28 protein-coding genes and 1 riboswitch are annotated in these 23214 nt (G+C 41.1%); of the genes, 25 read left to right on the top strand and 3 right to left on the bottom strand.

What is annotated here, in order from left to right; all coding sequences use genetic code 11:
• Positions 1-156: 156 nt before the first annotated feature.
• Positions 157-249: riboswitch (glycine riboswitch) on the top strand.
• Positions 250-385: 136 nt separating this feature from the next.
• The 3 genes from gcvT to gcvPB are packed head-to-tail and all read left to right on the top strand — an operon-like array spanning position 386 to position 4317.
• Positions 386-1483: a glycine cleavage system aminomethyltransferase GcvT gene (gene gcvT / locus AZE41_RS12600; RefSeq protein ID WP_067209946.1), complete on the top strand. Its 1098-nt coding sequence runs from the start codon at positions 386-388 to the stop codon at positions 1481-1483.
• Between the two features lie 34 nt (positions 1484-1517).
• On the top strand, positions 1518-2864 hold the full coding sequence (gene gcvPA, locus AZE41_RS12595) for an aminomethyl-transferring glycine dehydrogenase subunit GcvPA (RefSeq protein ID WP_067209944.1): 1347 nt from the start codon (positions 1518-1520) through the stop codon (positions 2862-2864).
• Positions 2857-4317 (top strand): aminomethyl-transferring glycine dehydrogenase subunit GcvPB, encoded by a 1461-nt coding sequence (gene gcvPB, locus AZE41_RS12590; RefSeq protein ID WP_067209940.1) that lies wholly within the window; start codon positions 2857-2859, stop codon positions 4315-4317. The genes gcvPA and gcvPB overlap by 8 nt, the downstream gene beginning before the upstream one ends.
• Before the next feature lie 938 nt (positions 4318-5255).
• Here gcvPB and AZE41_RS12585 read toward each other — a convergent pair.
• Positions 5256-5573: a rhodanese-like domain-containing protein gene (locus tag AZE41_RS12585; RefSeq protein WP_187047903.1), complete on the bottom strand. Its 318-nt coding sequence runs from the start codon at positions 5571-5573 to the stop codon at positions 5256-5258.
• A 290-nt stretch (positions 5574-5863) separates the two neighbouring features.
• The gene (locus AZE41_RS12580; protein WP_197485316.1) at positions 5864-6310 is read right to left on the bottom strand and encodes a hypothetical protein; all 447 of its coding nucleotides are present in this window, start codon (positions 6308-6310) and stop codon (positions 5864-5866) included.
• Positions 6311-6411: 101 nt separating this feature from the next.
• On the opposite strand from AZE41_RS12580, the gene AZE41_RS12575 reads away from it, so the two are divergent.
• The 4 genes from AZE41_RS12575 (at position 6412) to AZE41_RS12560 (ending at position 9931) form a co-directional block, all read left to right on the top strand.
• The gene (locus AZE41_RS12575; protein ID WP_067209933.1) at positions 6412-6825 is read left to right on the top strand and encodes a pyridoxamine 5'-phosphate oxidase family protein; all 414 of its coding nucleotides are present in this window, start codon (positions 6412-6414) and stop codon (positions 6823-6825) included.
• A gap of 461 nt (positions 6826-7286) precedes the next feature.
• Positions 7287-8354 (top strand): ABC transporter permease, encoded by a 1068-nt coding sequence (locus AZE41_RS12570; RefSeq protein WP_067209931.1) that lies wholly within the window; start codon positions 7287-7289, stop codon positions 8352-8354.
• A 3-nt stretch (positions 8355-8357) separates the two neighbouring features.
• Complete coding sequence (locus tag AZE41_RS12565) at positions 8358-9038, top strand: ABC transporter ATP-binding protein (protein ID WP_067209928.1); 681 nt, start codon at positions 8358-8360, stop codon at positions 9036-9038.
• 56 nt (positions 9039-9094) lie between these two features.
• Positions 9095-9931 (top strand): lipoate--protein ligase family protein, encoded by an 837-nt coding sequence (locus AZE41_RS12560; protein ID WP_067209926.1) that lies wholly within the window; start codon positions 9095-9097, stop codon positions 9929-9931.
• Positions 9932-9985: 54 nt separating this feature from the next.
• On the opposite strand, the gene AZE41_RS12555 is transcribed toward AZE41_RS12560, so the two are convergent.
• Entirely contained in the window at positions 9986-10966 is a 981-nt protein-coding gene (locus AZE41_RS12555; protein WP_067209924.1) for a DUF1385 domain-containing protein, read from the bottom strand.
• Positions 10967-11095: 129 nt separating this feature from the next.
• Between AZE41_RS12555 and AZE41_RS12550 the strand changes: the two genes are divergently transcribed.
• The 18 genes from AZE41_RS12550 (at position 11096) to AZE41_RS12470 (ending at position 23133) form a co-directional block, all read left to right on the top strand.
• Complete coding sequence (locus AZE41_RS12550) at positions 11096-11524, top strand: hypothetical protein (protein WP_067209921.1); 429 nt, start codon at positions 11096-11098, stop codon at positions 11522-11524.
• Between the two features lie 62 nt (positions 11525-11586).
• Complete coding sequence (gene aroQ, locus AZE41_RS12545; protein ID WP_067209918.1) at positions 11587-12027, top strand: type II 3-dehydroquinate dehydratase; 441 nt, start codon at positions 11587-11589, stop codon at positions 12025-12027.
• Positions 11981-13090: a M24 family metallopeptidase gene (locus tag AZE41_RS12540; protein WP_269465602.1), complete on the top strand. Its 1110-nt coding sequence runs from the start codon at positions 11981-11983 to the stop codon at positions 13088-13090. The genes aroQ and AZE41_RS12540 overlap by 47 nt, the downstream gene beginning before the upstream one ends.
• Before the next feature lie 25 nt (positions 13091-13115).
• Complete coding sequence (gene efp, locus AZE41_RS12535; protein WP_067209913.1) at positions 13116-13673, top strand: elongation factor P; 558 nt, start codon at positions 13116-13118, stop codon at positions 13671-13673.
• 136 nt (positions 13674-13809) lie between these two features.
• Positions 13810-14019: a SpoIIIAC/SpoIIIAD family protein gene (locus tag AZE41_RS12530; RefSeq protein ID WP_067209912.1), complete on the top strand. Its 210-nt coding sequence runs from the start codon at positions 13810-13812 to the stop codon at positions 14017-14019.
• The gene (locus AZE41_RS12525) at positions 13998-14396 is read left to right on the top strand and encodes a SpoIIIAC/SpoIIIAD family protein (protein WP_156476044.1); all 399 of its coding nucleotides are present in this window, start codon (positions 13998-14000) and stop codon (positions 14394-14396) included. Before AZE41_RS12530 ends, AZE41_RS12525 begins: the two co-directional genes overlap by 22 nt.
• Before the next feature lie 15 nt (positions 14397-14411).
• Positions 14412-15311, top strand: a complete 900-nt coding sequence (locus AZE41_RS12520) for a stage III sporulation protein AE (RefSeq protein ID WP_067209908.1) — start codon at positions 14412-14414, stop codon at positions 15309-15311.
• A gap of 8 nt (positions 15312-15319) precedes the next feature.
• Positions 15320-15487 (top strand): hypothetical protein, encoded by a 168-nt coding sequence (locus AZE41_RS22775; RefSeq protein ID WP_156476043.1) that lies wholly within the window; start codon positions 15320-15322, stop codon positions 15485-15487.
• A gap of 22 nt (positions 15488-15509) precedes the next feature.
• Positions 15510-15980 carry a hypothetical protein gene (locus tag AZE41_RS12515; protein ID WP_067209905.1) on the top strand — a complete coding sequence of 157 codons (471 nt, stop codon included), beginning with the start codon at positions 15510-15512 and terminating at the stop codon, positions 15978-15980.
• Positions 15967-16512, top strand: coding sequence for a SpoIIIAH-like family protein (locus AZE41_RS12510; RefSeq protein WP_067209902.1), 546 nt, complete (start codon positions 15967-15969; stop codon positions 16510-16512). Before AZE41_RS12515 ends, AZE41_RS12510 begins: the two co-directional genes overlap by 14 nt.
• A 389-nt stretch (positions 16513-16901) precedes the next feature.
• Entirely contained in the window at positions 16902-17411 is a 510-nt protein-coding gene (gene accB / locus AZE41_RS12505; RefSeq protein WP_067209900.1) for an acetyl-CoA carboxylase biotin carboxyl carrier protein, read from the top strand.
• A 13-nt stretch (positions 17412-17424) separates the two neighbouring features.
• Positions 17425-18771 carry an acetyl-CoA carboxylase biotin carboxylase subunit gene (gene accC, locus AZE41_RS12500; RefSeq protein WP_067209897.1) on the top strand — a complete coding sequence of 449 codons (1347 nt, stop codon included), beginning with the start codon at positions 17425-17427 and terminating at the stop codon, positions 18769-18771.
• A 17-nt stretch (positions 18772-18788) separates the two neighbouring features.
• A complete protein-coding gene (locus tag AZE41_RS12495; RefSeq protein WP_067209894.1) occupies positions 18789-19190 on the top strand; it encodes an Asp23/Gls24 family envelope stress response protein in 402 nt (133 codons plus the stop codon).
• A 114-nt stretch (positions 19191-19304) separates the two neighbouring features.
• The gene (gene nusB, locus AZE41_RS12490) at positions 19305-19685 is read left to right on the top strand and encodes a transcription antitermination factor NusB (protein ID WP_067209891.1); all 381 of its coding nucleotides are present in this window, start codon (positions 19305-19307) and stop codon (positions 19683-19685) included.
• Between the two features lie 24 nt (positions 19686-19709).
• Positions 19710-20585, top strand: a complete 876-nt coding sequence (folD, locus tag AZE41_RS12485; RefSeq protein ID WP_067209889.1) for a bifunctional methylenetetrahydrofolate dehydrogenase/methenyltetrahydrofolate cyclohydrolase FolD — start codon at positions 19710-19712, stop codon at positions 20583-20585.
• A gap of 72 nt (positions 20586-20657) precedes the next feature.
• Positions 20658-22013, top strand: coding sequence for an exodeoxyribonuclease VII large subunit (gene xseA / locus AZE41_RS12480; RefSeq protein WP_067209886.1), 1356 nt, complete (start codon positions 20658-20660; stop codon positions 22011-22013).
• Positions 22014-22256 (top strand): exodeoxyribonuclease VII small subunit, encoded by a 243-nt coding sequence (locus AZE41_RS12475; protein ID WP_082786596.1) that lies wholly within the window; start codon positions 22014-22016, stop codon positions 22254-22256. It begins immediately after the preceding gene.
• Positions 22249-23133, top strand: coding sequence for a polyprenyl synthetase family protein (locus tag AZE41_RS12470; RefSeq protein ID WP_067209885.1), 885 nt, complete (start codon positions 22249-22251; stop codon positions 23131-23133). The genes AZE41_RS12475 and AZE41_RS12470 overlap by 8 nt, the downstream gene beginning before the upstream one ends.
• The last annotated feature ends 81 nt before the right edge of the window (positions 23134-23214 follow it).

Raw genomic sequence — 23214 nt, 5'->3', positions numbered from 1 at the left:
AAGACGAACGATTTATAATTAATATCTATTTTAGTTCGTTAAAACGACTGTCAATTAAAAAGTATTGCGCTTTTAAAAATGAAATGTTAAGATATAAGGCGAAAGGGCATTAGTTGTCCGAATCTTAGTTATCTTTATTTCAATTGAATAACGCGAATGATTGTATGGGGAGAGCACGCAATGGCGTCGCCGAAGGAGCAAGTAACTTATTGTTATGAATCTCTCAGGTAACAAGACTCATACATGACGCATCTCTGGAGAGCGCCGGTTAAGCTGGTCACCAACGAGGAAAGCCGCAAGGTCAAACTTTCAGGTACAAGGACAGAGGTTTCCTAATTAGGGGACCTCTGTCTTTTTTTATCAAATTTTTAAGGGGGAATAGAACTTGTCAGAGTCATTGAAACGCACGGTTCTTTTTGACAGTTACGCTGAATACGGCGGTAAAACGATTGATTTTGGTGGTTGGGAATTACCTGTTCAGTTTTCAAGCATTAAAGCTGAACACGAAGCTGTACGGACAAAAGCAGGTCTTTTTGATGTTTCGCACATGGGCGAAGTGCTTGTCACAGGAGAAGGCGCATTATCATATTTGCAAAAGATGGTTACGAACGATGTATCGAAACTTAAAGACGGACAAGCTCAATACACGGCTATGTGTTATGAAAGTGGCGGGACTGTGGATGATCTTTTAATCTACAAACGTGGGGATAATAATTACCTTTTGGTAGTCAATGCTTCAAATATCGACAAAGATCTTGAGTGGATGAATAGCCATACTACGGACGATGTCAAAATTGAGGACGCATCATCTTCTTACGCACTGCTTGCATTGCAAGGACCTATTGCGCAAGAAGTACTTCAAACATTGACGGATGAGCCTTTAGCAGACATTAAGTTTTTCCGTTTCAAAGAAAATGTTGACATTTCCGGACACCAAGTTCTTGTTTCGCGTACTGGATACACGGGAGAAGATGGATTCGAAATTTACGGCTCTCCTGAAGCAATTGTCGCATTATGGAGTGTTATTCTGAAAGCGGGCGCAAGTGAAGGTGTTGTACCAGCAGGTCTTGGTGCACGTGATACACTACGTTTTGAGGCTGGTTTACCACTATATGGACAAGAACTATCAAAAGATATTTCACCACTTGAAACGGGCCTTGGCTTCGTTGTGAAGTTGAATAAAGAAGAGGATTTCTTTGGTAAAGAAGTTCTAGCTTCCCAAAAAGAAAATGGTGTGCCGCGTAAACTTGTCGGCGTGGAAATGATCGACAAAGGAATTCCGCGTACAGGTTATAAAGTATTCCTTGGCGAAGAACAAATTGGTGAAGTAACAACGGGTACACAATCACCGACACTTAAAAAGAACATTGGTTTTGCACTTCTAAACAGTGAACACACTGCTGAAGGAACTGAAATTGAAGTCGAAATTCGTGCTAAGCGTTTGAAAGCAGTAATTATCGCTACACCATTTTATAAACGCTAATCATATACCATCTATGAAAAGGGGTTAAGAGGACATGCAGCATCGTTATATTCCAATGACTGAAACCGATCGCGATGAAATGATGAAAACAATCGGAATTACTTCCGTAGATGAACTTTTTGAAGATATTCCTGAAAAGGTTAGATTTAAAGGCGAGTACAATATTAAAAAAGCGAAATCCGAGTCTTCTTTGACAAAAGAACTTTCAAAACTTGCAGCGAAAAATGCGGATGCGCGTACATATGCATCATTCCTTGGCGCAGGTGTCTATGATCATTACAAGCCGATCATTGTCGACCATGTCATTTCACGATCCGAGTTCTATACGGCTTATACACCTTACCAACCGGAAATCTCGCAAGGTGAATTGCAGGCTATCTTTGAATTCCAGACAATGATCTGTGAACTGACAGGTATGGATCTTGCAAACTCATCTATGTATGACGGCGGAACGGCTCTTGCAGAAGCGGGTACGCTTGCATCAGGTCATACACGCCGTAAAAAACTTCTTATTTCTGAAACAGTTAACCCTGAATCGCGTGATGTTGTACTTTCTTATGCGTCTGGGCAGTATATCGAAGTGGTCACAATTCCACAAAAAGATGGCGTAACTGATATGGCTAAGCTAGAAGAAATGATGGATGAGGATACAGCTGCTGTCCTTGTACAATACCCAAATTTCTTTGGTCAAATCGAAGACATTCAAAAAATTGGTGAAATTGCACATGCTAAAGGCGGACTGTTCGTTGTTTCATCAAATCCGCTTGCACTTGGCATACTAACACCACCAGGTAAGCTTGGTGCCGACATTACAGTTGGTGATGCACAACCATTCGGTATTCCTGAATCATTTGGCGGACCACATTGTGGTTATTTTGCGGTGACGAAAAAGTTGATGCGTAAAGTTCCAGGTCGTCTTGTTGGAGAAACAACTGATGATGAAGGCCGTCGTGGCTACGTGTTGACACTTCAAGCACGTGAACAACATATCCGCCGTGATAAAGCGACGTCTAATATCTGTTCAAACCAAGCGTTGAACGCACTTGCTGCTTCTGTAGCGATGACTGCGCTCGGTAAAATAGGCGCACAAGAAATCGCCTACCAGAACATTGTTAAAACACGCTATGCGAAAGAAACCTTTGAAAAAGCTGGCTTCGACGTTAAATTTAGTGGATCACATTTCAACGAAATCGTCGTTGATTGCAAACGGTCTGTAAAAGAAGTAAATGCAAACCTATTTACAAAAGGGATTATCGGTGGTTATGACTTAGGCCTGACGTATCCTGAATTTGCTAACCATGCACTATTCGCCGTTACAGAACAGCGTACGAAAGAAGAAATCGATGCACTTGTGCAGGAAATGGAGGCCCTTCATGCATAAAGATAACCAGGCGTTAATTTTCGAACTTACTAGAGAAGGACGGATAGGTTATAGTCTTCCTGAACTTGATGTCCCTGAACTTGACCTTTCCAATCTATTACCAAAGGGATTTGTACGCGAGGAAGCTGCTGAACTTCCGGAAGTTTCTGAACTTGACATTATGCGTCATTACACTGCACTTTCCAATCGTAACCATGGTATCGATTCAGGATTTTATCCACTTGGATCATGTACGATGAAATATAATCCGAAAATCAACGAATCCGTTGCACGTTATCCTGGATTCGCGAATATTCATCCATTGCAAGAAGAGTCGACTGTTCAAGGTGCACTAGAGGTTTTATATGACCTGCAAGAGCATCTTGTAGAAATTACAGGAATGGATGAAGTGACACTTCAGCCGGCGGCAGGAGCGCACGGCGAGTGGACAGCATTGATGATGATTCGGGCTTTCCATGAAGCTAACGGCGACTTCAAACGTACAAAAGTACTTGTTCCCGATTCTGCACACGGTACAAACCCAGCATCAGCTACAGTTGCTGGTTTCGACACGATTACAGTCAAATCAGGTGAAGACGGACTTGTAGATCTTGAGGACCTGAAACGACATGTAGGGGATGACACGGCGGCGCTTATGCTGACGAATCCGAATACACTTGGTCTTTTTGAAGAAGAAATTCTTGAAATGGCTGAGATCGTTCATGCTGCTGGCGGAAAACTTTATTATGACGGCGCAAACTTGAATGCGGTTATGTCTAAAGCACGCCCTGGCGATATGGGCTTCGATGCTGTTCACTTAAACTTGCACAAAACATTCACAGGACCACATGGTGGCGGTGGACCAGGTTCAGGTCCGGTTGGCGTGAAGAAGGATCTTATTCCATTCCTGCCGAAACCAGTCCTTGTGAAAAAAGATGAAGTTTACACATTTGAATACAATTTACCACAATCGATTGGTCGTGTTAAACCGTTCTACGGTAACTTCGGTATCTATCTGCGTGCATACACGTATATTCGTTCAATGGGGCCAGATGGCCTGAAAGCTGTTACGGAATATGCCGTATTGAATGCGAACTACATGATGCGCAGATTGGAGCCACATTTCGATTTGCCATATAACCGTCATTGTAAACATGAATTTGTTCTGTCGGGTCGCCGTCAGAAGAAACTGGGCGTGCGTACGCTGGATATGGCGAAGCGACTGCTTGACTTTGGCTATCACCCGCCTACAATTTACTTCCCACTTAACGTTGAGGAAGGCATGATGATTGAGCCTACAGAAACAGAATCGAAAGAAACACTCGATGCATTCTGTGATGCACTTATTCAAATTGCGAAAGAAGTGGAAGAAAACCCGGAAATCGTACAAAACGCACCGCATACAACTGTTATCAATCGTCTTGATGAAACGAAAGCGGCACGTTTCCCTGTACTTCGTTATACAAAAGCATAAGTTTGTAATTAGTCGCTAGTGAAAAAGCAAAGCATGCAGAGAAAGTAATTTATTTCTCTGCATGCTTTTTTGTCATTTTTAGGAGTAACTTTGAATGGAGAAGGATATGATCACATTGGAACAATTTTTGTTTGAATTCTCTTTATATCCCGAGGGTAATGCTGAATTGGTACTGTAATAATTAGTGGAGGTTAGGAAACGTAGCTTGGTTCGTTAGGAAAAAGAGAAATCAATTATAAATCCATTGGTTTCTCTTTTTGTCCGATCATATTCAATTCGCATTATGGAAGTGATTTTACTTTTCTTTACTACATATAATTAAAGAAAAGGAGTGGGGAAGATAAAACAGTCAAAAAGGACTTTATTTGTACTGTGTATTGTAGGCGTTTTTCTAGTAGTTTACGGATCAGCCATCGTCTTACGACTTCTATTAGGGAATTTTTTATTAGATGGTGGACTAACCAATCTGAATTACTTATTACTTACTCTTTTATGTGTGGTACCATTTCTATTATATTTATTGATCAGCAAGAATTATTGTGAAAAAGTTACGGAAGTAATTTTGATAAGCGGGCTCTTCTTTTTGATTTTTTTTGTTTACTCTAACTTTATGCTTGTGTTTTCTATGACTGAACAATCACAGGCGATTGCAGTCAGATTATTGATGATTTATCCCGCGTTAGCATTAATATTAGTAGTTGTTTTACATTTTACTCAAGGTAGAAATGCAGGAAGTAAGAATTTATTTGAACGTTAATGTGATCTCTTTTTAACTTTGGGAATCTTGTTCACAATTATAGCTTTCTTCGAAATCAGAGCAAGAAACTCTAAACAAAAAGATGATATTTCGTTCGAATACGAACGGAATATCATCTTTTTAAATTCCAATAAACTTACACACTTACGAACGTTTTCCAATGAAGGAAGAAGTTTCTGTTTTATTTACTTTTCACTTTACCTGTCCATTGACGGAAACCGCCTTGCAGGTGAAACAGTTGTTGATAGTCTTTTTTCTTTAAGAATAATGCTCCACGTGCACTTTTTCCGCCATTTTGATCGTACAAATAAACGGGCTTGTCTGAACGGATCTCTTTAAACCGTTGACGGAACTGAGAATAAGGGATATTGCGCGCACCTAAAATATGACCGGCATCATAATCTTTTGCCTCACGTACATCAATCAGTTGTGCTTTCCGATACCCTTCGATAAATTGCTCCTGCGTCAAGTTTGTAACGGCTTTACGCAGACGTAGCATCGTCACAACGAAATAAATGATTACGATGAGAGCGACGGCTCCTAAAAATATATAATTCAAAACAACTTTCCCCTTTCTCTCTACCTTTTCATTATAAAGATTGAACAGCACTTGTTCAATGGGCAAGCTCTTTTTTGATGTCGGTTAAAAAGCCATTATGATCAAAAGTTTGAACTTTTACTGGTTAATCCCTCCTTTTATAATTCGGATTTCGGTCATGTGGTGTTATCGCAGGAAGTAAAAGTGGCAAGATACTTTTTCACTAGAAGAGAGCGGAGTGAGTAAGGTACTTAGTTGTCCTTCGACTTAGCTAGTAAATAACCTAATATATAACCATAAATAATATGCCCAGCCATCCAGTATGAAAAAGAAGGAAAACTCCTGAAGTCTGGTGTTTTGTCTGAAAAGGTTGTTGTAGGAAAAAGGGCGATACCGATAATGAGGCAGACAGTAGTAGCCGTAACTATGATTTGCTTTCGGGAAGATATTTTTAGGTGAACAAACAACAGATACAAACAAATTGCTAAAGCGATTGAGACGAGTAGGTGAAAACCTACTTCAATTAGTTCTGGAAAAGCGAACGTGTTGATATAAGGAATATAATCGACGTTTAATAACAGTGTGTAAACTGTTAAGTGAGTAATTAGTTCAACGCCTTTCAAAAATGTTGCTAAAACTAAACCGGAGAGTAATCCGTATAAAATAGCATTTTTCAATCCTGTCTTTGTTAAAATCATGCCATCATTCCTTTTAAATTTTTCCATGTACACAAACTGTGTTTAGCTTCTTAATTAGTGAGGCAAACTACAATAATGTTGAAAAAAGGGAGTAGATCATTATGAATGCAAAAAAAACAGCGCTGAAAATCCTAAAAGAAAGCTTCGTGGGTACGATGGCGACTATTCAACAGAATAAGCCCCATACAAGATACATGACGTTTTTCAGTGATGAATTTATACTATACACCGCAACATCGAAAAAAACGCAGAAAGTGGATGAACTTGAAAATAATCCATATACGCACATATTAATCGGCTACGATGGAAAAGGTATTGGAGATGACTATCTAGAAATTGAAGGGACTGTCACTATTTCAGACGATGAAAGCTTTAAAGAGAAGGTTTGGAATAAGCATATGGCATCATGGTTTAGTGGTCCAGAAGATCCGAATCTCATCATTTTGAAAGTTTTACCCGATTCAATACGCTTAATGAATAACAATGGTGAAGAACCGCAAATGATTGAATTATGAATAGCGGGTGCCGGCTAAACAAGCCGGTGCCTTATTTTTGATCAATAGGATTGCCAAAAAAATTCTTAGTTGCATAGTCGATTGCACTCGTGCCGATAAGGTGAATATCGGTGCGCTCATTTTTTAGGGCTAATTTTTCGTGTATTTATAATAGATTGGAATCCTTTTTAAAAGAAATAGTTGTTTACGCTCTGACTATTCAAAGGGGAAAAGGTTACGGGATAGGGTTTAAATCTGCAATATGCATATAGAAACTGTATTATGGAAGAAGTGTTACTGTCCGAACAAGCTAAATTACGACTATCTATGCTGTCGGTTGATCCGTATACATATCCTAAATTGAGAAACAAGTTAGACTAGATTGGTCTTCCTCACAGGAGATAGAACTTGTAAAATTGTATGAAACGAAGTGTAAGCCGATTTATGGTATATTACTATATAAAAAGAATGGATGTGAGACAATGTTTTTAGCTTGGAATGAAATTAAAAAGAATAAATTGCGATTTACATTAATCATAGGAATATTAATGCTCGTTTCATATTTAGTATTCTTTCTATCAGGTCTCGCAAATGGCTTGGAAAATATGAATCGAGAATCCGTCGACAAATGGGAAGCGACATCAATCATTTTGACTGAGGAATCAGACAAAAGTATGAATCAATCATCTCTTAAACTGGCTGATGTGGATAATATCGATACAAAGGAAATTGCTGTAATTGGTCAAATAAATGCTATCGCAGGAAATGGAGATCAGAAGAGCAACGTCTCTATTTTTGGGATAAATAAAGATGAATTCATAATGCCAAAGGTTACGGAAGGAGAAGTATTTGCAGGCAGTAACGAAGTGGTCGCGAGTGATGCATTAAAGGAAGAAGGATTTAAAGTAGGCGATGAATTGCAACTATCTTCCTCCGATGAAGTTTTAACAATTGTCGGATTCACAGACAAAGCGCGATTTAATGCAGCTCCAGTACTTTATAGTGACCTTACCACTTTCCAACGGGTCAAGTTTGGAGAAGCGGCTGAGGCGAATAAGGAAAGCATAAATGGAATTGTTGTCCGAACTGGGGATACTTCAGGTCTCATTCGGGATGATTCACTCGAAGCTATTGAGATTGAAACTTTCATACGGAGTTTACCTGGTTATACAGAACAGAATTTGACGTTGAATTTCATGATCTATTTCTTGTTTGTTATTTCGGCGGTCATCGTAGCAATTTTCTTGTACGTATTGACAGTCCAGAAGATAAGTATGTTTGGTGTTATGAAAGCACAAGGCATCTCGAATAGGTATCTGTCTCGCTCAGTCGTTGCACAGACATTCCTATTGTCGGCAATTGGTGTAGCCATAGGTTTTGGATTCGCGTTAATTACGGGAGCATTTTTACCAAGTGCGGTGCCTGTTGCATTTGACCTTGTAAGTATGCTCATCTATGGACTGATTCTGATTGCCGTTGCGATATTGGGCGCATTGTTCTCGGTCCTTACAATTGTGCGAATCGATCCATTGAAAGCGATAGGAGGATAAATGATGGCAGTTTTAGAATTAATTCAAGTGAAAAAAACATTTGGCAGCGGTCATAAACAAGTTGAAGCAATGAAGGCAACTGACTTCATTGCAGAAAGAGGAGAACTTATCGCAATTATCGGTCCTTCAGGTTCGGGCAAAAGCACATTCCTTACGATTGTGGGCGGGCTTCTTACGCCTACTTCAGGAGATGTAATAATTAACGATAAGAATCTTGCGGATTTAAATGAAAAGGAACGGTCAAAAATTCGGCTGAAGGAAATTGGATTCATTTTACAGGCGTCTAATCTTGTCCCATTCCTAACTGTCGCAAATCAATTAAAACTGTTGGATCAAGTGAAAAAAGACAATATGACAAAAAAACAACTCGAAGAACTCTATGAAGACTTGGGAATTGGCGACTTGCGTTCTAAATATCCAGCTGATTTGTCCGGTGGTGAACGTCAGCGAGTGGCAATTGCCAAAGCACTTTATAGTAATCCATCTATTATTTTAGCTGATGAACCAACGGCTTCCCTAGACTCAGATCGTGCCTATGAAGTGATGGAACTGTTGAAAAATGAAACTAAGAATAAGAACACTACGACTATTGTGGTCACGCATGATACCCGTTTAGTTGGCTATTGTGACAAGGTATATAACATGACGGATGGTGTTTTGATCTTAGATGATGAAAATAGATAGCCTAAGTGTTGATGGGAATGTTAAAATGATAGTCGTTGTGAAGGGGGGGAATTCGGATGGGGAAAAAGGTTTGGCACTTCATTAATTCAGGGAAATGCCGCGCTTCGTTCAACATGGCGCTCGACGAAGCATTGCTGGAATGGCATAGTAAAGGGGAAATTGGTCCAGTGCTTCGATTTTATGAATGGGAGCCGGCGACACTGTCGATTGGTTATTTTCAAAGTGTTGAAAAAGAAATAAATTTGGATGAAGTGAAAAAACATGGGCTTGGTTTCGTCAGGCGACCTACTGGAGGAAGAGGCGTTCTCCATGAACATGAACTTACATACAGCGTAATTGTCAGTGAAAGTTATCCGAATATGCCTGAAACGGTTACGGAAGCATACCGTGTTATTTCGGGTGGTGTGCTTGAAGGGTTCCGTAATCTTGGGCTGGATGCAACATTTTCAGTGCCCCAAACGGCGCAACAGAGCGATGATTTAAAAAAACCAAAAAGCGCCGTGTGTTTTGATGCGCCTAGTTGGTATGAACTTGTTGTTGAAGGAAAGAAAGTGGCTGGCAGTGCGCAGACGAGACAGAAAGGTGTCATTTTGCAGCACGGTGCGATACTTCTAAGTCTGGATGTTGATAAGCTCGTTTCCCTTTTTACATTCAAGTCAGAAGTGCAGCGTGAACAAATGCGTACAAGCTTGCCTGAGAAAGCGGTAGCGATCGATAGATTGGTTGACCGTCCAGTGACGGTTAGCGAATGTGCGGACGCGTTTTCAAAAGGATTTGAATTAGCGCTCGATATGGAACTGGAACCTATGGAATTAACAGAGCAACAGCTCCAATATGTCTTCGAAATTGAACGTACTAAATATGCAAATGACGACTGGACATTTAAGAAATAATACCTAATTAAATGAAAAAGCGGAAGTAGCCATAATTGGCAGCTTCCGCTTTTCTTAAGTTACAGGAACAGTTTCTGTTTCTGTTTCAGAATCGCTCTTCGTTACAACTTCCATAGCCACAGCGCCATGCTCTTCAATCTCTAACAATCTTTCGAATGAAGCAATTGCAACTTCTACTTGCTTGTCATCCGGATCTTTTGTCGTCAATAACTGAAGCCACAATCCAGGATAACCTAAATATTTCAGTACTGGAACGTTACGAAGTGAGTTTGTTAATTGTAAAACCTCGAAAGAAATACCAAGCACAACCGGAATAAGAAGAATCCGGTTCACAATGCGTAACCAAAATGGGTCGGTCGGCACGAGGAAGTAGACAAACATCCCAACAATTACAGTGAATAGCATGAAACTACTGCCGCAACGGAAATGAAGTCTTGACTGTGCCTGAACATTTTCGACTGTCATGGGCAATTTGTTTTCATAAGCGTTGATTACTTTATGCTCAGCCCCGTGATATTGGAATACCCGTTTAATAAGGGGAGTCATCGAGATGAGGGAAACATACGTCAGTAACAAAATAAGTTTGAACAAACTTTCAAGTAAAATTTGGGCAGTTTTCCCGGGAGCAACAAACTGCAATGCTTGTGCAAGAAAAACTGGGATAAGTGTGAAAACAAATTTCCCGAAAAGCAGAGATAATACTCCGACCGCAGCGACACCAAGAACCATCGCTAATTTTGAAGTCTCTTCTTCCTTTTCTATTTCTTCTCCCGGCATTACATCGTACCGTTCGCTTGAAAATGTTAAATGCCGCGATCCGACGCCAGCGGATTCGATTAATGCAACTATCCCCCCAACAAATGGGATTTTTTTCAGTTTCATCCGGACACTATTCTTTTCTTTAGGCAGATGGAAGTAATCGATTGTATCGTCCTTCCGTCTAATTGCCGCCACAGTATGATTTTTACCGCCGAACATTACCCCTTCGACAAGTGCTTGTCCCCCGTAAGCGGGAGGTTGTTGTTCTTTTCCCATACATTTACCCACGCTTTCTTTTATATCAACTAAATCCTATAATTCATTATACTAAAAAACAGCCATACACTCCACAATGATGTTTAAAATGTTCTGAACCTCCCGACACTTTGTATAGGAGGGATTTTCATGATTAATAAAACATTAATATGGACCGCGCTAATTGGCGCCATTTTCACTACAATAGCACTAAAATTTTTGCAGTCATTTAATTTTATAAGCTGGTCGCCTGTTGGCTGGGCAAAAAAGTGGCAGTTGTTCGCTTCGGCACATTTCACAATCAAATGGGCTTTGCTTTTTGTAGCGCTAGTATTGTTATATATTATTGTTTATTTTGCGGTTTCATTCACAACGTCAATTCCTCCATCTATTACAGCCTTAATCATCGGAATTATCGTTGTTTTTGCAGTCGAATGGACGATTGGCTCACCGAAAACGCCTTTAGAAGCTATAAAATCCATATCACTCCCATATTTTGCCGTTATGGCAATTGTTTTCAGGTTTATTACTGGAACGGCCGTTTTTATGAAGAAACTTTCGGATGAAAGTGTAAAATGAGTTGCTACAAAAGAACGATATGATAAAATGGGATAGACAACGGTGAGGGGAATGGTGTGGCGATGAAGTTACTAATTCTGAACGGACCCAATCTTAACAGGCTCGGAAAGAGAGAGCCGGGTATTTATGGCGCAGAAACATTGGAAGACGTTGAACGTAAATTAGACAAAGTGGCTTTGTTACATGGTGTTGAACTATCATTCTTCCAATCTAACTGGGAAGGTGCTTTAATCGACCGAATCCATGAAGCAGAAGACGCTGGCTTGGATGGTATTGTCTTCAATCCAGGTGCGTTTACGCATTATAGTATCGCTCTGCGTGATGCTGTCGCGTCTGTTGATGTACCTGTCATCGAAATTCATATTTCGAACATACATAGCCGTGAACCGTTCAGAGAGACATCCGTTATTGCGCCAGTCTGTATCGGCCAGTTAGCTGGATTCGGCACGGACGGATATGAACTCGCCTTCCACGCTTTCCTTCTCCGGGGAAAAGGGGTATGAAACTGTGAAATTGACAAAACTACGTGAGCTGTTAACAGAAAATGGCATTGATGCACTACTCGTTACGAACTCGTACAACCGTCGTTACATGACTGGCTTCACGGGGACAGCAGGACTTGCTCTTATCTCGTCTGACGATGCAGTGTTCATTACAGATTTCCGTTATACTGAACAGGCGGAACGAGAAATCAATGGCTTCCGTATCGTTCAGCATACGACTACCATCATTGAAGAAGTGGCCGAGCAAGCGAAAAACATGAAGCTTCGGACAATCGGTTTCGAAAAAGATGATATGTCATTTGGTCTTTACGAATTATATAATGGAAAAGTCGAAGCGGAGCTAAAACCTGTTTCGGGACTCGTCGAAAAACTGCGGATGGTGAAAACAGAAGATGAGCTAGCTATTTTGAAAAAAGCAGCTAAAATTGCAGATGATGCATTCACGCATATTTGTAAATTTATCAAGCCGGGCGTGACGGAATTAGAAGTCTCAAATGAACTTGAGTTTGCGATGCGTAAACAAGGGGCAACTTCATCTTCCTTCTCAATTATCGTGGCATCTGGTTTACGCGGAGCACTTCCACACGGAGTTGCAACGGACAAAGTAATCGAATCAGGAGATCTTATTACGCTCGATTTCGGCGCATTGTATGAAGGGTATATTTCTGACATTACGCGTACTGTCGCTGTCGGTGAACCTTCTGATAAACTGAAAGAGATTTACGCAGTGACTCTTGCAGCACAAGAACTTGCTTTAAAAGAGATTAAACCGGGAATGACCGGAATAGAAGCGGATGCAATTGCACGCGATTACATCATATCTAAAGGCTACGGTGAAGCATTTGGTCATTCAACGGGACATGGTATCGGTCTTGAAGTGCACGAAGGACCGGCATTATCTTTCCGTTCTGGAACGATACTTGAGCCAAATATGGTTGTCACTGTTGAGCCAGGTATCTATCTGCCTGGAATCGGCGGTGTCCGTATCGAGGACGATATCATTATGACACAAAATGGTAACGAACGTTTAACACATTCAACAAAAGAACTACTTATCTTATAATCTATTATTAATTGGAGGAATCATCTTGATTTCAGTAAACGACTTTAAAACAGGATTAACAATCGAATTTGACGGGGATATTTGGCGCGTAATGGATTTCCAACACGTTAAACCAGGTAAAGGCGCGGCGTTCGTTCGTTCGAAACTGCGTAACTTACGTTCAGGCAACGTCAATGAAAAAACGTTCCGTGCTGGAGAAAAAGTGGCGAAAGCACAAATTGATAACCGCCGCATGCAATATTTGTATGCAAATGGAGACGAGCATGTCTTTATGGATAACGAATCGTACGAACAGATTGAACTTCCAGAGAAGCAGATTGAAGACGAATTGAAGTTCCTAAAAGAAAATATGGAAGTTCATGTTATCTTGTTTAAAGATGAAGTACTTGGTGTTGAACTACCTGTAACAGTTGTCCTTGAAGTTGCAGAAACTGAGCCGGGTATTAAAGGCGATACAGCGAGCGGTGGTTCTAAACCAGCTAAAATGGAAACTGGCGTTGTTGTACAAGTGCCATTCTTCGTTAACATCGGAGATAAACTTATCATCAACACAGTGGAATCTGAATACGTTTCTCGCGCATAAGGAAGAATCGTTCTTTTTGCCAACTTACTTTGTTAAAACTCAAAAAACACCTTGCATTCCAAATCGGGATGCAAGGTGTTTTTTTGCATATGACAGTTCCTCTGCACATAGGATAGTGCAATGGGGGGAATACCGGATGGAACTAAATGATTTGCTACGCGTTGCCGGTATCGGATTAGTCATCGGTTTTCTGCATATCTTTTTCGAACAAACTGGCAGGAAAGAGTTTTCCTTTTTTCTTTTTTTCATCGCTTATATCTATATCACTGCTGAAATGCTCCGCTTCCTGAAGATTTTCTTCACTGAAATCACGGAGTTTTTCCAGTGGTTGTCGATGTCAGTCTGATGTTAACCTTAATTCAGTTAATTGTTGTCTTCCTTATTCTCCTCCTCATTTCATTTACTGTACCTAAATTGCAACCAATTTTGTATGCATCTATTTTTTTCTATTTTCTCTTCCACCTGCTTAATACAATCGTCTTTCCGTTCGGAAAATATTTTGTCGCTTTGTTTGAACCATTACCAGATCCATTTGCAAAATTATTAATCGGCAGTGCCATTCTGTTTTATGTCTCTGAGCTCATCGCAAAACATATCGAAGAGGCAGGATACGGCTCACTTGCCGCAGTAGCTCATTTCGCTGTAAAAATTGTCATACTGACTTTGTGGATGCAGCAGACGTCCGCATTAATCGAAATCCTTTCAAAACTCATTACAAAATGAACAGGCGGGGCATCCATGATTTCTTTTTTAGAATCGATACTCGGAACCGTATTGTCAAGCTTTGTCATTATCATCATTGCAACTTTTATGGCATTGTTGGTAGATTTTTTGTTCCCATCGTTTGCAAAATGGACGAGGATGATTTTGATATTTATTGTTGTAACGGTTGTATTGCAACCCGCATTTGATCATCTAACTCTCATTCGTGATATTGCAAACTCGATATCGATGATGTTCATTTCTATTTATCCGATATTGACTGCCAGCATGGTTGCTGCGGGTGGAGCATTCAGTATGCTGAACTTTCAGCCTGCAATGCTGTTATTTGCAAATGGTGCAATTGTCCTCACGGAGAAAGTACTGATACCACTTTTAACAGCTGCACTTATCTTAGATCTTGTATCTAGGATACTACCGGCCGTTCCGTTTACTAAAATGGCAGATTTAATTCGGACGACCCTTCTGGGAACGGTTTCGGCCGTCGTTGCAGCTTACTCCATTTTTATAACCGTGGGAGGCACGATGACTTGGGCGCTCACTGGGCTAGCGAGCGAACCTATTAAAGAGCTGATACGTCAAAACGTCCCTCTTATTGGTTCATTTATGACCGAAAGCATGGGAACGATGGGTCGATATTCGTCGGGGGCGAGTGTTTTCGCTGGAGGTTGGCTTATATCGGCAATTTGGACTGTTGCACTCATTCCGTCGTTTAAAACACTCCTTACCGCGTTTTTCTACAGATGGACCGCAGCACTCATTGAACCATTTGCGAATGAAGATATAACTGGAATTTTGGACGATATTGGTAGAACGTTATTTGTGTTATGTGCTGTTTCTTTTTTAATAGCTTTTGCGTTTATCTATACTGCACTTTTTTCAATAATCCTTGTGAAGTTGATTACTACGATGAAATGAGGCGTGGAATGGAGTCTTTTTTAATAGGTGTTCTTCTTATCACCCTTTTGGCTTCAACAATTCTGTTGTTATTTCCAAATGAAACAGAAGAAAATTTCCTGCCAATTGTTAAACTTGCTATGGGCATTTGGATGATTCAATCATTCTTCAAGATTTTTGGTCATAGCCTTCTATGAAACTGCATAAAATGATTCATTGATGACAGGTCGTACAAGCGGCACAATGAGTGGAAATGGTGATAATATGCACAAACCAACAAGGAAAACCCATACGATCCTCCTCGGGACGATTGTTCTCCTGGTCATCATTTTCATCAATTCTAGTCTTGGAGTCATCGGGGGGGAGAAGGGAAAGAAGGAGGAGAGCGGGGAATTTGCAGCACTACAAGAGTCGCTGATGAAAATTGAAGGGATCGGGGAAATTTCGTTATATTTCCATTATGAAAATAGGGAGTCTACTAATCAGCTAACCGATTACTTTTCAACGTCCACTGCATCGGCTAAAAAGGGAAGTGAGCTACAAGGCGTTCTTGTCGTTGCGGAAGGTGCGGAAGACTTCAAAATTCAAAACGAACTATCGAAGATCCTGTCAACCGTCCTCCAGCTGCCCGAACATCGAATTGTCATCGCTAAAATGAATAATAGGGGGAACACTAATGAGAACGAATAAAAGAACAGTATGGTTTTTAACATTGCTCAGTCTAGTTGCAGTCATTTCCATCTATTACATCAAGGAAAAATCACCAATGCCGTTCGATGGGATCAACATTTTCAAAGACTCAGAAAGCGCTGTACAACTGGTCGAAAACTCGAATGATGCAGAAAAAACACAACCAGTCTTCGCAGAAGCAGTTGTGTTCGAAGAAATGCGAATGCAGATCCGTGATGAACGAAGCAAAATTGGGGAGCAATTGTTGTCTAAAATATTAACGTCTGATACAGCCGAAGAAAAAAACAAGGTGTACGAAGAGATGGGTCAGCTGACTAAACGCGAATCGGCTGAGGCGCTAATGGAATTACAAATTAAAGCAATGGGATATCCTGAAGCATTTGTCTACAATGAAGACGGTGCAGTGAAAATTACTGTCCTTTCCAACGAAGGCCATTCATCTAAAATGGCGGAAGAGATTACTCATTACGTCATGACGAGCTGGAAAGACGCAAAAGCAGTGAATATTACTTTTACTGGTGACATGGAATGAATATGGAAAATGAAGGCCCTAAATAGGGTCTTTTTTTTATTATAGAGGAGATAATAAAATCTCGTACTGTGGAGAAGTTGTAACGTAGAGATTTTACGTCTAGACTCCAGCGCCTATCCCTTGGCCCACACGACGTGGGTCATGCAGCTATTGCAACAGGATGTCGCGGAATTAAACTGCCTTCCTCTGTCACTTTAGGCCTTTGCCTACTGGCCTTCCGGGTGAGACTGAACTGCATCCCTCCTACATATCGGGGCTAAACATACGCCTATGCTTTTGTTCTTTAACAGCAAACTTTAATGTAAATAACCATTATCTATTTCAATATGGGACGAAAACAGCTAAAATAGTTAAAGAACATAATTATAATGGAGTCAGGAGAATCGATCATGCTAAAAATTCAAGAAATCCGTGAAATTATTAAACTAATTGATCAATCTTCAATTGAAAAATTCACTTATGAATCAGATGGTGCAAAACTCGTATTAAAAAAAGGTAGTGCGGCACAAGCTGCAGTAGCTACAACAGTTGTCGAACAAGAACAATCTGTTCAACAGGGAGTTTCTGCTGAGCAAGTTCAGAGAACAGAAGAAGTAATTGCTCCTCAACAGGTAACACCAGTTGTACCCGTTGTTGAAGTACAAGTGGAAGACCCATCGCTGCACAAAATTACATCACCGATGGTTGGAACATTCTATTCAGCATCGTCCCCTGATGTACCAGCTTATGTACAAAAAGGTGATAGCGTGAAATCGGAAGCTATCGTGTGCATCGTAGAAGCAATGAAGCTATTCAATGAAATTGAAGCGGAAGTTTCAGGGGAAATCGTTGAGATTCTCGTAAAAGACGGTCAGCTCGTTGAATACGGACAACCTCTCTTCCTTGTAAGAGCTAATTAAGGAGGAATGAAAAATGAAGAAGGTTTTAATAGCTAATCGCGGTGAAATTGCCGTACGTATTATCAGGGCTTGTAAAGAACTTGGTATGAAAACAGTCGCGGTTTATTCAGAAGCTGATCAGGAAGCTCTTCATGTCGAATTAGCAGATGAAGCTTATTGCGTCGGTCCAAAATTATCTAAAGACAGCTACCTAAATTTTTCAAATATCATCAGTGTTGCAAAACTAACTGGTTGCGATGGAATTCATCCGGGATATGGTTTCCTGGCGGAAAATGCGAGTTTCGCCGAACTATGTGAAGAGGTTAACATTGAATTTATTGGACCTACTTCGGACAATATTTCACGGATGGGTACGAAAGACGTAGCACGTGAAACAATGCGAGAAGCAGGTGTGCCAATTGTTCCAGGTTCTACTGGAATCGTTGCTGATGAACAAGATGGTCTCCGAATCGCTGAAGAAATCGGTTTTCCAGTTATCATCAAAGCTACAGCAGGCGGCGGCGGTAAAGGAATTCGTGTTGCAAGGGACGCTGAAGAATTAATCAATGGAATCAAAATCACTCAAAAAGAGGCTGCTGCTGCTTTCGGCAATCCTGGAGTCTACATTGAGAAGTTTATTGAAGTGTTCCGCCATATCGAAGTTCAAATACTTGCTGATAAATATGGTAATACAATTCATTTAGGAGAACGTGATTGTTCGATTCAGCGCAGAATGCAAAAGCTTGTTGAAGAAGGGCCATCACCAGCTCTGACACCTGAACTGAGATTAGCAGTAGGTGACGCGGCGGTCAAAGCGGCAGAAGCTGTCAATTACGAGGGTGCTGGAACAGTTGAATTCATTTTCGATCATATCAATCAAAAATTCTACTTCATGGAAATGAATACGCGAATCCAAGTAGAACACACGATTACAGAGATGATTACAGGAATTGATTTGGTTCAACAGCAACTGAAAATTGCGTCAGGTGAAAAACTTGCCTATCGCCAAGAAGATATTAAAATCAATGGTTGGTCAATCGAATGCCGCATCAACGCAGAAAATCCGTCGAAAAACTTTATGCCTTCACCGGGGAAAGTAACTATGTACATGCCTCCAGGCGGCTTTGGTGTTCGGGTAGATTCTGCCATGTATACTGGCTATTCAATCCCGCCGTTTTACGATTCGATGGTTGCGAAACTAATTGTTCATGCAGATACAAGGGAAGAAGCGGTAGCTAGGATGAAACGTGCACTTGATGAATTTATCATTGAGGGTGTCGAAACAACTATCCCGTTCCACTTGAAGCTTATGGATAATGAAGTCTTCAAATCAGGAGATTTCGATACGAAATTTCTTGAAAGATACACGATTATGAACTGAAAGGGAGGGGACTTGGAATGACTGATAAAACAATTCCAACATTCGTCGGGATGGCTCCGGCGGGGGATGGTGAGCTCGGACGTGTCCAGCTTGCTCCCGAAGTTCTTGAAGTGATTATCGGAATTGCGACGACGGAAGTAAAAGGCGTCGCGAATACAAGAGGAAACTTTGCCACTGGAGTTGCGGAAAAGTTCGGTAAAGTGAACCATGGGAAAGGGGTCAAAACGGAATGGTCTGAAGAGGGTCTGACGATTGACGTATATTGCGTTGTCGAATACGGCTATTCTGTACCTGCCATTGCCGTGGATATCCAAAAGCAAATTCGTCATGCAATTTTCCACATGACTTCCCTTGAAACGAAAGAAGTCAATGTCCATATTACAGGGATCCAGTTTGAGGCTGGAGCGGAAACGGAATGATCTGAAAAGCATCGTCCAGCCGGATGATGCTTTTCAACTTGTCTTACTGTATCCGGCAACCTGTTTATGCTATGATAATGCCCTAGAGATATGGTAGTGGAGGAGAATAAGAAGATGAAACGAAGAGAAGCACGTGAAAAAGCAGTACAAACCCTTTTTCAACTTGATAATACAGAATTGAGTGTAGATGAAGCAATTAACTACATTGTTGAAGAACCAGCAAATCGTTTTTATGAACAGCTTGTACGGGGAACTGTGCAAAATAAAGAAGCAATAGATGAGGTCCTCACAGGAAAACTGGAACACTGGTCATTGGACCGACTTCCGAAAATTGAGCGGACTGTTTTGAGAATCGCAGTTTATGAATTGCTGTTCAATGAGGAAGTACCACATAGAGTGGTCTTGAATGAGGCAATCGAGCTATGTAAAATATTCGGCGATGAAAAATCAGGCCGTTTTGTGAACGGTGTACTATCCAAGTTTGAAGAAAAATAATTGAAACCATTTGGAGGTATCATGATGACTGGAAAACTGATTGATGGAAAAGTAATCGGGCAAGAGATCAGAGACGAAATCAAGGAAAGAGTAACTGCTTTGAAAGAGCACGGTTGTCAGCCGGGGCTTGCGGTCGTTCTGGTTGGTGAGAATCAGGCTTCCCGTACATATGTTAGGAACAAGCAGAAATCAAGTTCGGAAGTGGGCATGAAATCGGAACTGATTGAACTTCCAGTCACAGTATCCGAAAAGGAGTTACTCGATCATGTCACACGGCTGAATAATGATGATTCAATTCATGGTATTCTGGTTCAGCTTCCGTTACCCGACCATATTGACGAAAACCTAGTCATCAGTGCAATTGACCCGACAAAAGATGTAGATGGATTCCATCCTGAAAATGTTGGGAAAATGATTATTGGTCAAAAAGCATTTCTATCATGCACGCCATACGGTATCATCAAACTCCTCGAACGAACAGATACTGAAATCAGCGGTAAGCATGCTGTTATCGTTGGACGCAGTAACATTGTCGGAAAACCGATGGGTCAATTGCTTTTACAGCGCGATGCGACAGTCACATACTGTCATTCTAAAACCAAGGATTTAGCTTCATTTACGAAACAGGCTGATATTCTCATTGTCGCAATAGGCAAGACAAAGTTCATCACAGATGAGCACATTAAAGAAGGCGCTGTCGTTATAGATGTTGGTATGAACCGCGATGAAAATGGTAAATTATGCGGAGACGTCGATTTCGAATCGGCAAAAACGAAAGCTTCAGCTATTACACCGGTTCCAGGTGGGGTAGGTCCGATGACAATTACGATGTTACTGAAAAACACACTTCATAGTGCAGAACAGGCTTCTGCAGAGGGAAGATGTTCACAACAACTATAAAAAACCGGACGGACGCTGTTTTTCATTGAAAAGACAGCGTTTCTATACGTCAAGAAACGGGAGGCGGGACTGTTGGCCGGACACCCACACTTGTCTGTACAAGCATTAACGAAATACATTAAACGGAAGTTCGATGCAGATCCCCATTTACGTAATGTATTTGTTAAAGGGGAACTGTCGAACGTTAAAAGTCATCCGAGCGGACATATATACTTCACCTTGAAAGATGAAAAAAGTAGGATCCAGTCAGCGATGTTCCGTTCTAGCGCATCAAGTCTTAAATTCAAGCCTGAAAATGGCATGAACGTACTGATTACAGGCGATGTAACAGTTTTTGAAACGAGCGGAAACTATCAATTATATGTCCAATCAATGCAACCTGATGGTATCGGTGCGCTTTATCTCGCGTTTGAACAATTGAAAGAGAGTCTGGGGAAAGAAGGATTGTTCGATGCGCGTTGGAAAAGACCGCTACCTTTGTTTCCAACTAAAATCGGTGTAGTTACGGCGCAATCAGGTGCCGCAATTCAAGATATCTGTTCAACAATTGAAAGACGTTATCCACTTGCAGAAATCATTTTGTTTCCTGCGATTGTTCAGGGACCGCAAGCCGCACCTTCCATTGTCAAATCAATTGAACAGGCAGATACATATGGTTCCATCGATGTTCTCATCGTTGGACGCGGCGGGGGTTCTATAGAAGACCTGTGGGCGTTCAATGAAGAGTCGGTAGCACGAGCAATCTTTTCTTGCCGACTTCCGGTTATCAGCGCTGTCGGGCATGAAACCGACACGACAATTGCCGATTTTGTCTCGGACAGAAGGGCACCTACTCCGACAGCTGCAGCTGAAATGGCCGTTCCTGCACGTGACGAGTTGTTTGAAAGGCTATTGGACCGGAAACGTGCTATTTATAATTCACTTTCCAATCAGATAAAAAATGAACGCAAACATCTTATAAGCTTACAAACATCCTATCCACTTCAATTTCCCGAGCGTCTTTATCGTCCGTTCACTGATAGATTGATTGGACTTGAGGGCAGACTCTTACGAAGCGGACAAGATATTACAGGCCACCGGCTATCCCAATACCAAAGGTTAAATAGTATGCTGTCCACTTTCTCACCTGAACAGCGAATCAAAGAAGGTCACAGGAATACAGTGGCACTCACGGAACGTTTGACTAGGGGAGTTCATCAAGACGTTCGCATACAAAGTGATCGTTTCCATGCATCTGTTCGTATGCTAAAGGCACTTAACCCACTTACTATTATGGAGCGCGGCTATTCGATTGTTTATCAGAACAACGAAGTTGCTAATTCTACCAAATCGCTTGAGGTTGGTGGAAACATTCAAATACGCTTGCAAGATGGAACCGTAGAAGCGATGGTCCAAAAGATTACATTGCATGAAGGGGAGGAAATTTAATTGGGAAAAGAGCCAATCCGCTTTGAAGAAGCGATGCTTAACTTAGAGGAAGTTGTCCAAAAGCTTGAAACAGGGGACGTACCACTTGAGGATGCAATTACACTTTACAAAAAAGGGATGGAACTATCCGCTTATTGCCACGGGAAATTACAGGATGCTGAAAAACAACTCATTTCCATTATCGACAAAGATGGCAATAAGGCAGAATTCGATCCTGCGAAAGGTTCTGAGTCGAATGCATAATGAATTACAACAATTTATCACAAAAAAATTACCTATTATCGATGCCAAATTGAATAGCTTGCTTGCGGCTACGAATGTATCTGAAACATTGAAATCCTCGATGGCCTATTCAATCAATGCCGGTGGAAAAAGGATCCGACCTCTCCTCGTTCTAGCCACGCTCGAAGATCTTGGCGTGGAATCTAAAGATGCTTTGACGGTAGCTTGTGCTGCTGAATTGCTGCACACGTATTCCCTCATTCACGATGATTTGCCATGTATGGATGATGATAATTTTAGGCGCGGTAAACCGACGAACCATATCGTGTATGGGGAAGGGGTTGCTGTACTTGCAGGAGATGCTCTACAGACGCTGGCATTTGGAAGTTTAACTCACTTATCAGATACATCCGCACAAGACACTATTCGAATCATCCGTTTACTATCGGACGCTTCTGGAGCGACAGGAATGGTCGGCGGACAAATGCTTGATATTGAAGGCGAGACAAAAAGCGTGTCTTTATCGGAGCTTGAAACAATACATGTAAATAAAACAGGGGCTTTATTGTCATTTTGTATTGGTGCTGGTGCCATATTAGCCGCTTTAGATGAAGAAAAGTCTGCAAAGTTGAAAGACTTTGCTTACCATATTGGACTCGCATTTCAAATACAGGACGATATTTTAGATATTACGTCTACGACTGAAGAACTTGGAAAGACTGCAGGAAGCGATGCGTTAAGTGAGAAGTCCACGTACCCATCACTGCTTGGTCTAGAGGGTGCAATGGCACGTCTGGCAGAACATCACCAATCCGCAAGAGAATCTCTTGCTTTTTTGGAAGCGGAGCATCCGCTTCTAGGGTTATTCGCGGATTATATCGTCGAACGAGAGTCGTAAAGCGAACTAAATTGTTGTGCTGATCGTCCTTATTGATATAATGTATGCAGTTCAGAATTATCCGTGGCAATTAATATGTGA

Source organism: Sporosarcina psychrophila, from assembly GCF_001590685.1.
GTDB lineage: Bacteria > Bacillota > Bacilli > Bacillales_A > Planococcaceae > Sporosarcina > Sporosarcina psychrophila.
The sequence above is the reverse complement of the archived record's forward strand: the minus strand, read 5'-3'. Positions and strand labels throughout refer to the sequence as shown.

Bases quoted from the DNA above. Each gene is read 5' to 3' on its own strand.
- AZE41_RS12560 (WP_067209926.1), top strand. From the start codon at position 9,095: ATGGGGAAAAAGGTTTGGCACTTCATTAATTCAGGGAAATGCCGCGCT.
- AZE41_RS12550 (WP_067209921.1), top strand. From the start codon at position 11,096: ATGATTAATAAAACATTAATATGGACCGCGCTAATTGGCGCCATTTTC.
- AZE41_RS12565 (WP_067209928.1), top strand. From the start codon at position 8,358: ATGGCAGTTTTAGAATTAATTCAAGTGAAAAAAACATTTGGCAGCGGT.
- accB (WP_067209900.1), top strand. From the start codon at position 16,902: ATGCTAAAAATTCAAGAAATCCGTGAAATTATTAAACTAATTGATCAA.
- AZE41_RS12570 (WP_067209931.1), top strand. From the start codon at position 7,287: ATGTTTTTAGCTTGGAATGAAATTAAAAAGAATAAATTGCGATTTACA.
- AZE41_RS12575 (WP_067209933.1), top strand. From the start codon at position 6,412: ATGAATGCAAAAAAAACAGCGCTGAAAATCCTAAAAGAAAGCTTCGTG.
- gcvPB (WP_067209940.1), top strand. From the start codon at position 2,857: ATGCATAAAGATAACCAGGCGTTAATTTTCGAACTTACTAGAGAAGGA.
- AZE41_RS12515 (WP_067209905.1), top strand. From the start codon at position 15,510: ATGACAGGTCGTACAAGCGGCACAATGAGTGGAAATGGTGATAATATG.
- AZE41_RS22775 (WP_156476043.1), top strand. From the start codon at position 15,320: ATGGAGTCTTTTTTAATAGGTGTTCTTCTTATCACCCTTTTGGCTTCA.
- aroQ (WP_067209918.1), top strand. From the start codon at position 11,587: ATGAAGTTACTAATTCTGAACGGACCCAATCTTAACAGGCTCGGAAAG.
- AZE41_RS12530 (WP_067209912.1), top strand. From the start codon at position 13,810: ATGGAACTAAATGATTTGCTACGCGTTGCCGGTATCGGATTAGTCATC.
- folD (WP_067209889.1), top strand. From the start codon at position 19,710: ATGACTGGAAAACTGATTGATGGAAAAGTAATCGGGCAAGAGATCAGA.
- gcvPA (WP_067209944.1), top strand. From the start codon at position 1,518: ATGCAGCATCGTTATATTCCAATGACTGAAACCGATCGCGATGAAATG.
- AZE41_RS12510 (WP_067209902.1), top strand. From the start codon at position 15,967: ATGAGAACGAATAAAAGAACAGTATGGTTTTTAACATTGCTCAGTCTA.
- AZE41_RS12540 (WP_269465602.1), top strand. From the start codon at position 11,981: ATGAACTCGCCTTCCACGCTTTCCTTCTCCGGGGAAAAGGGGTATGAA.
- AZE41_RS12555 (WP_067209924.1), bottom strand. From the start codon at position 10,966: ATGGGAAAAGAACAACAACCTCCCGCTTACGGGGGACAAGCACTTGTC.
- AZE41_RS12495 (WP_067209894.1), top strand. From the start codon at position 18,789: ATGACTGATAAAACAATTCCAACATTCGTCGGGATGGCTCCGGCGGGG.
- nusB (WP_067209891.1), top strand. From the start codon at position 19,305: ATGAAACGAAGAGAAGCACGTGAAAAAGCAGTACAAACCCTTTTTCAA.
- AZE41_RS12585 (WP_187047903.1), bottom strand. From the start codon at position 5,573: ATGCTACGTCTGCGTAAAGCCGTTACAAACTTGACGCAGGAGCAATTT.
- accC (WP_067209897.1), top strand. From the start codon at position 17,425: ATGAAGAAGGTTTTAATAGCTAATCGCGGTGAAATTGCCGTACGTATT.
- AZE41_RS12470 (WP_067209885.1), top strand. From the start codon at position 22,249: ATGCATAATGAATTACAACAATTTATCACAAAAAAATTACCTATTATC.
- AZE41_RS12580 (WP_197485316.1), bottom strand. From the start codon at position 6,310: ATGATTTTAACAAAGACAGGATTGAAAAATGCTATTTTATACGGATTA.
- AZE41_RS12520 (WP_067209908.1), top strand. From the start codon at position 14,412: ATGATTTCTTTTTTAGAATCGATACTCGGAACCGTATTGTCAAGCTTT.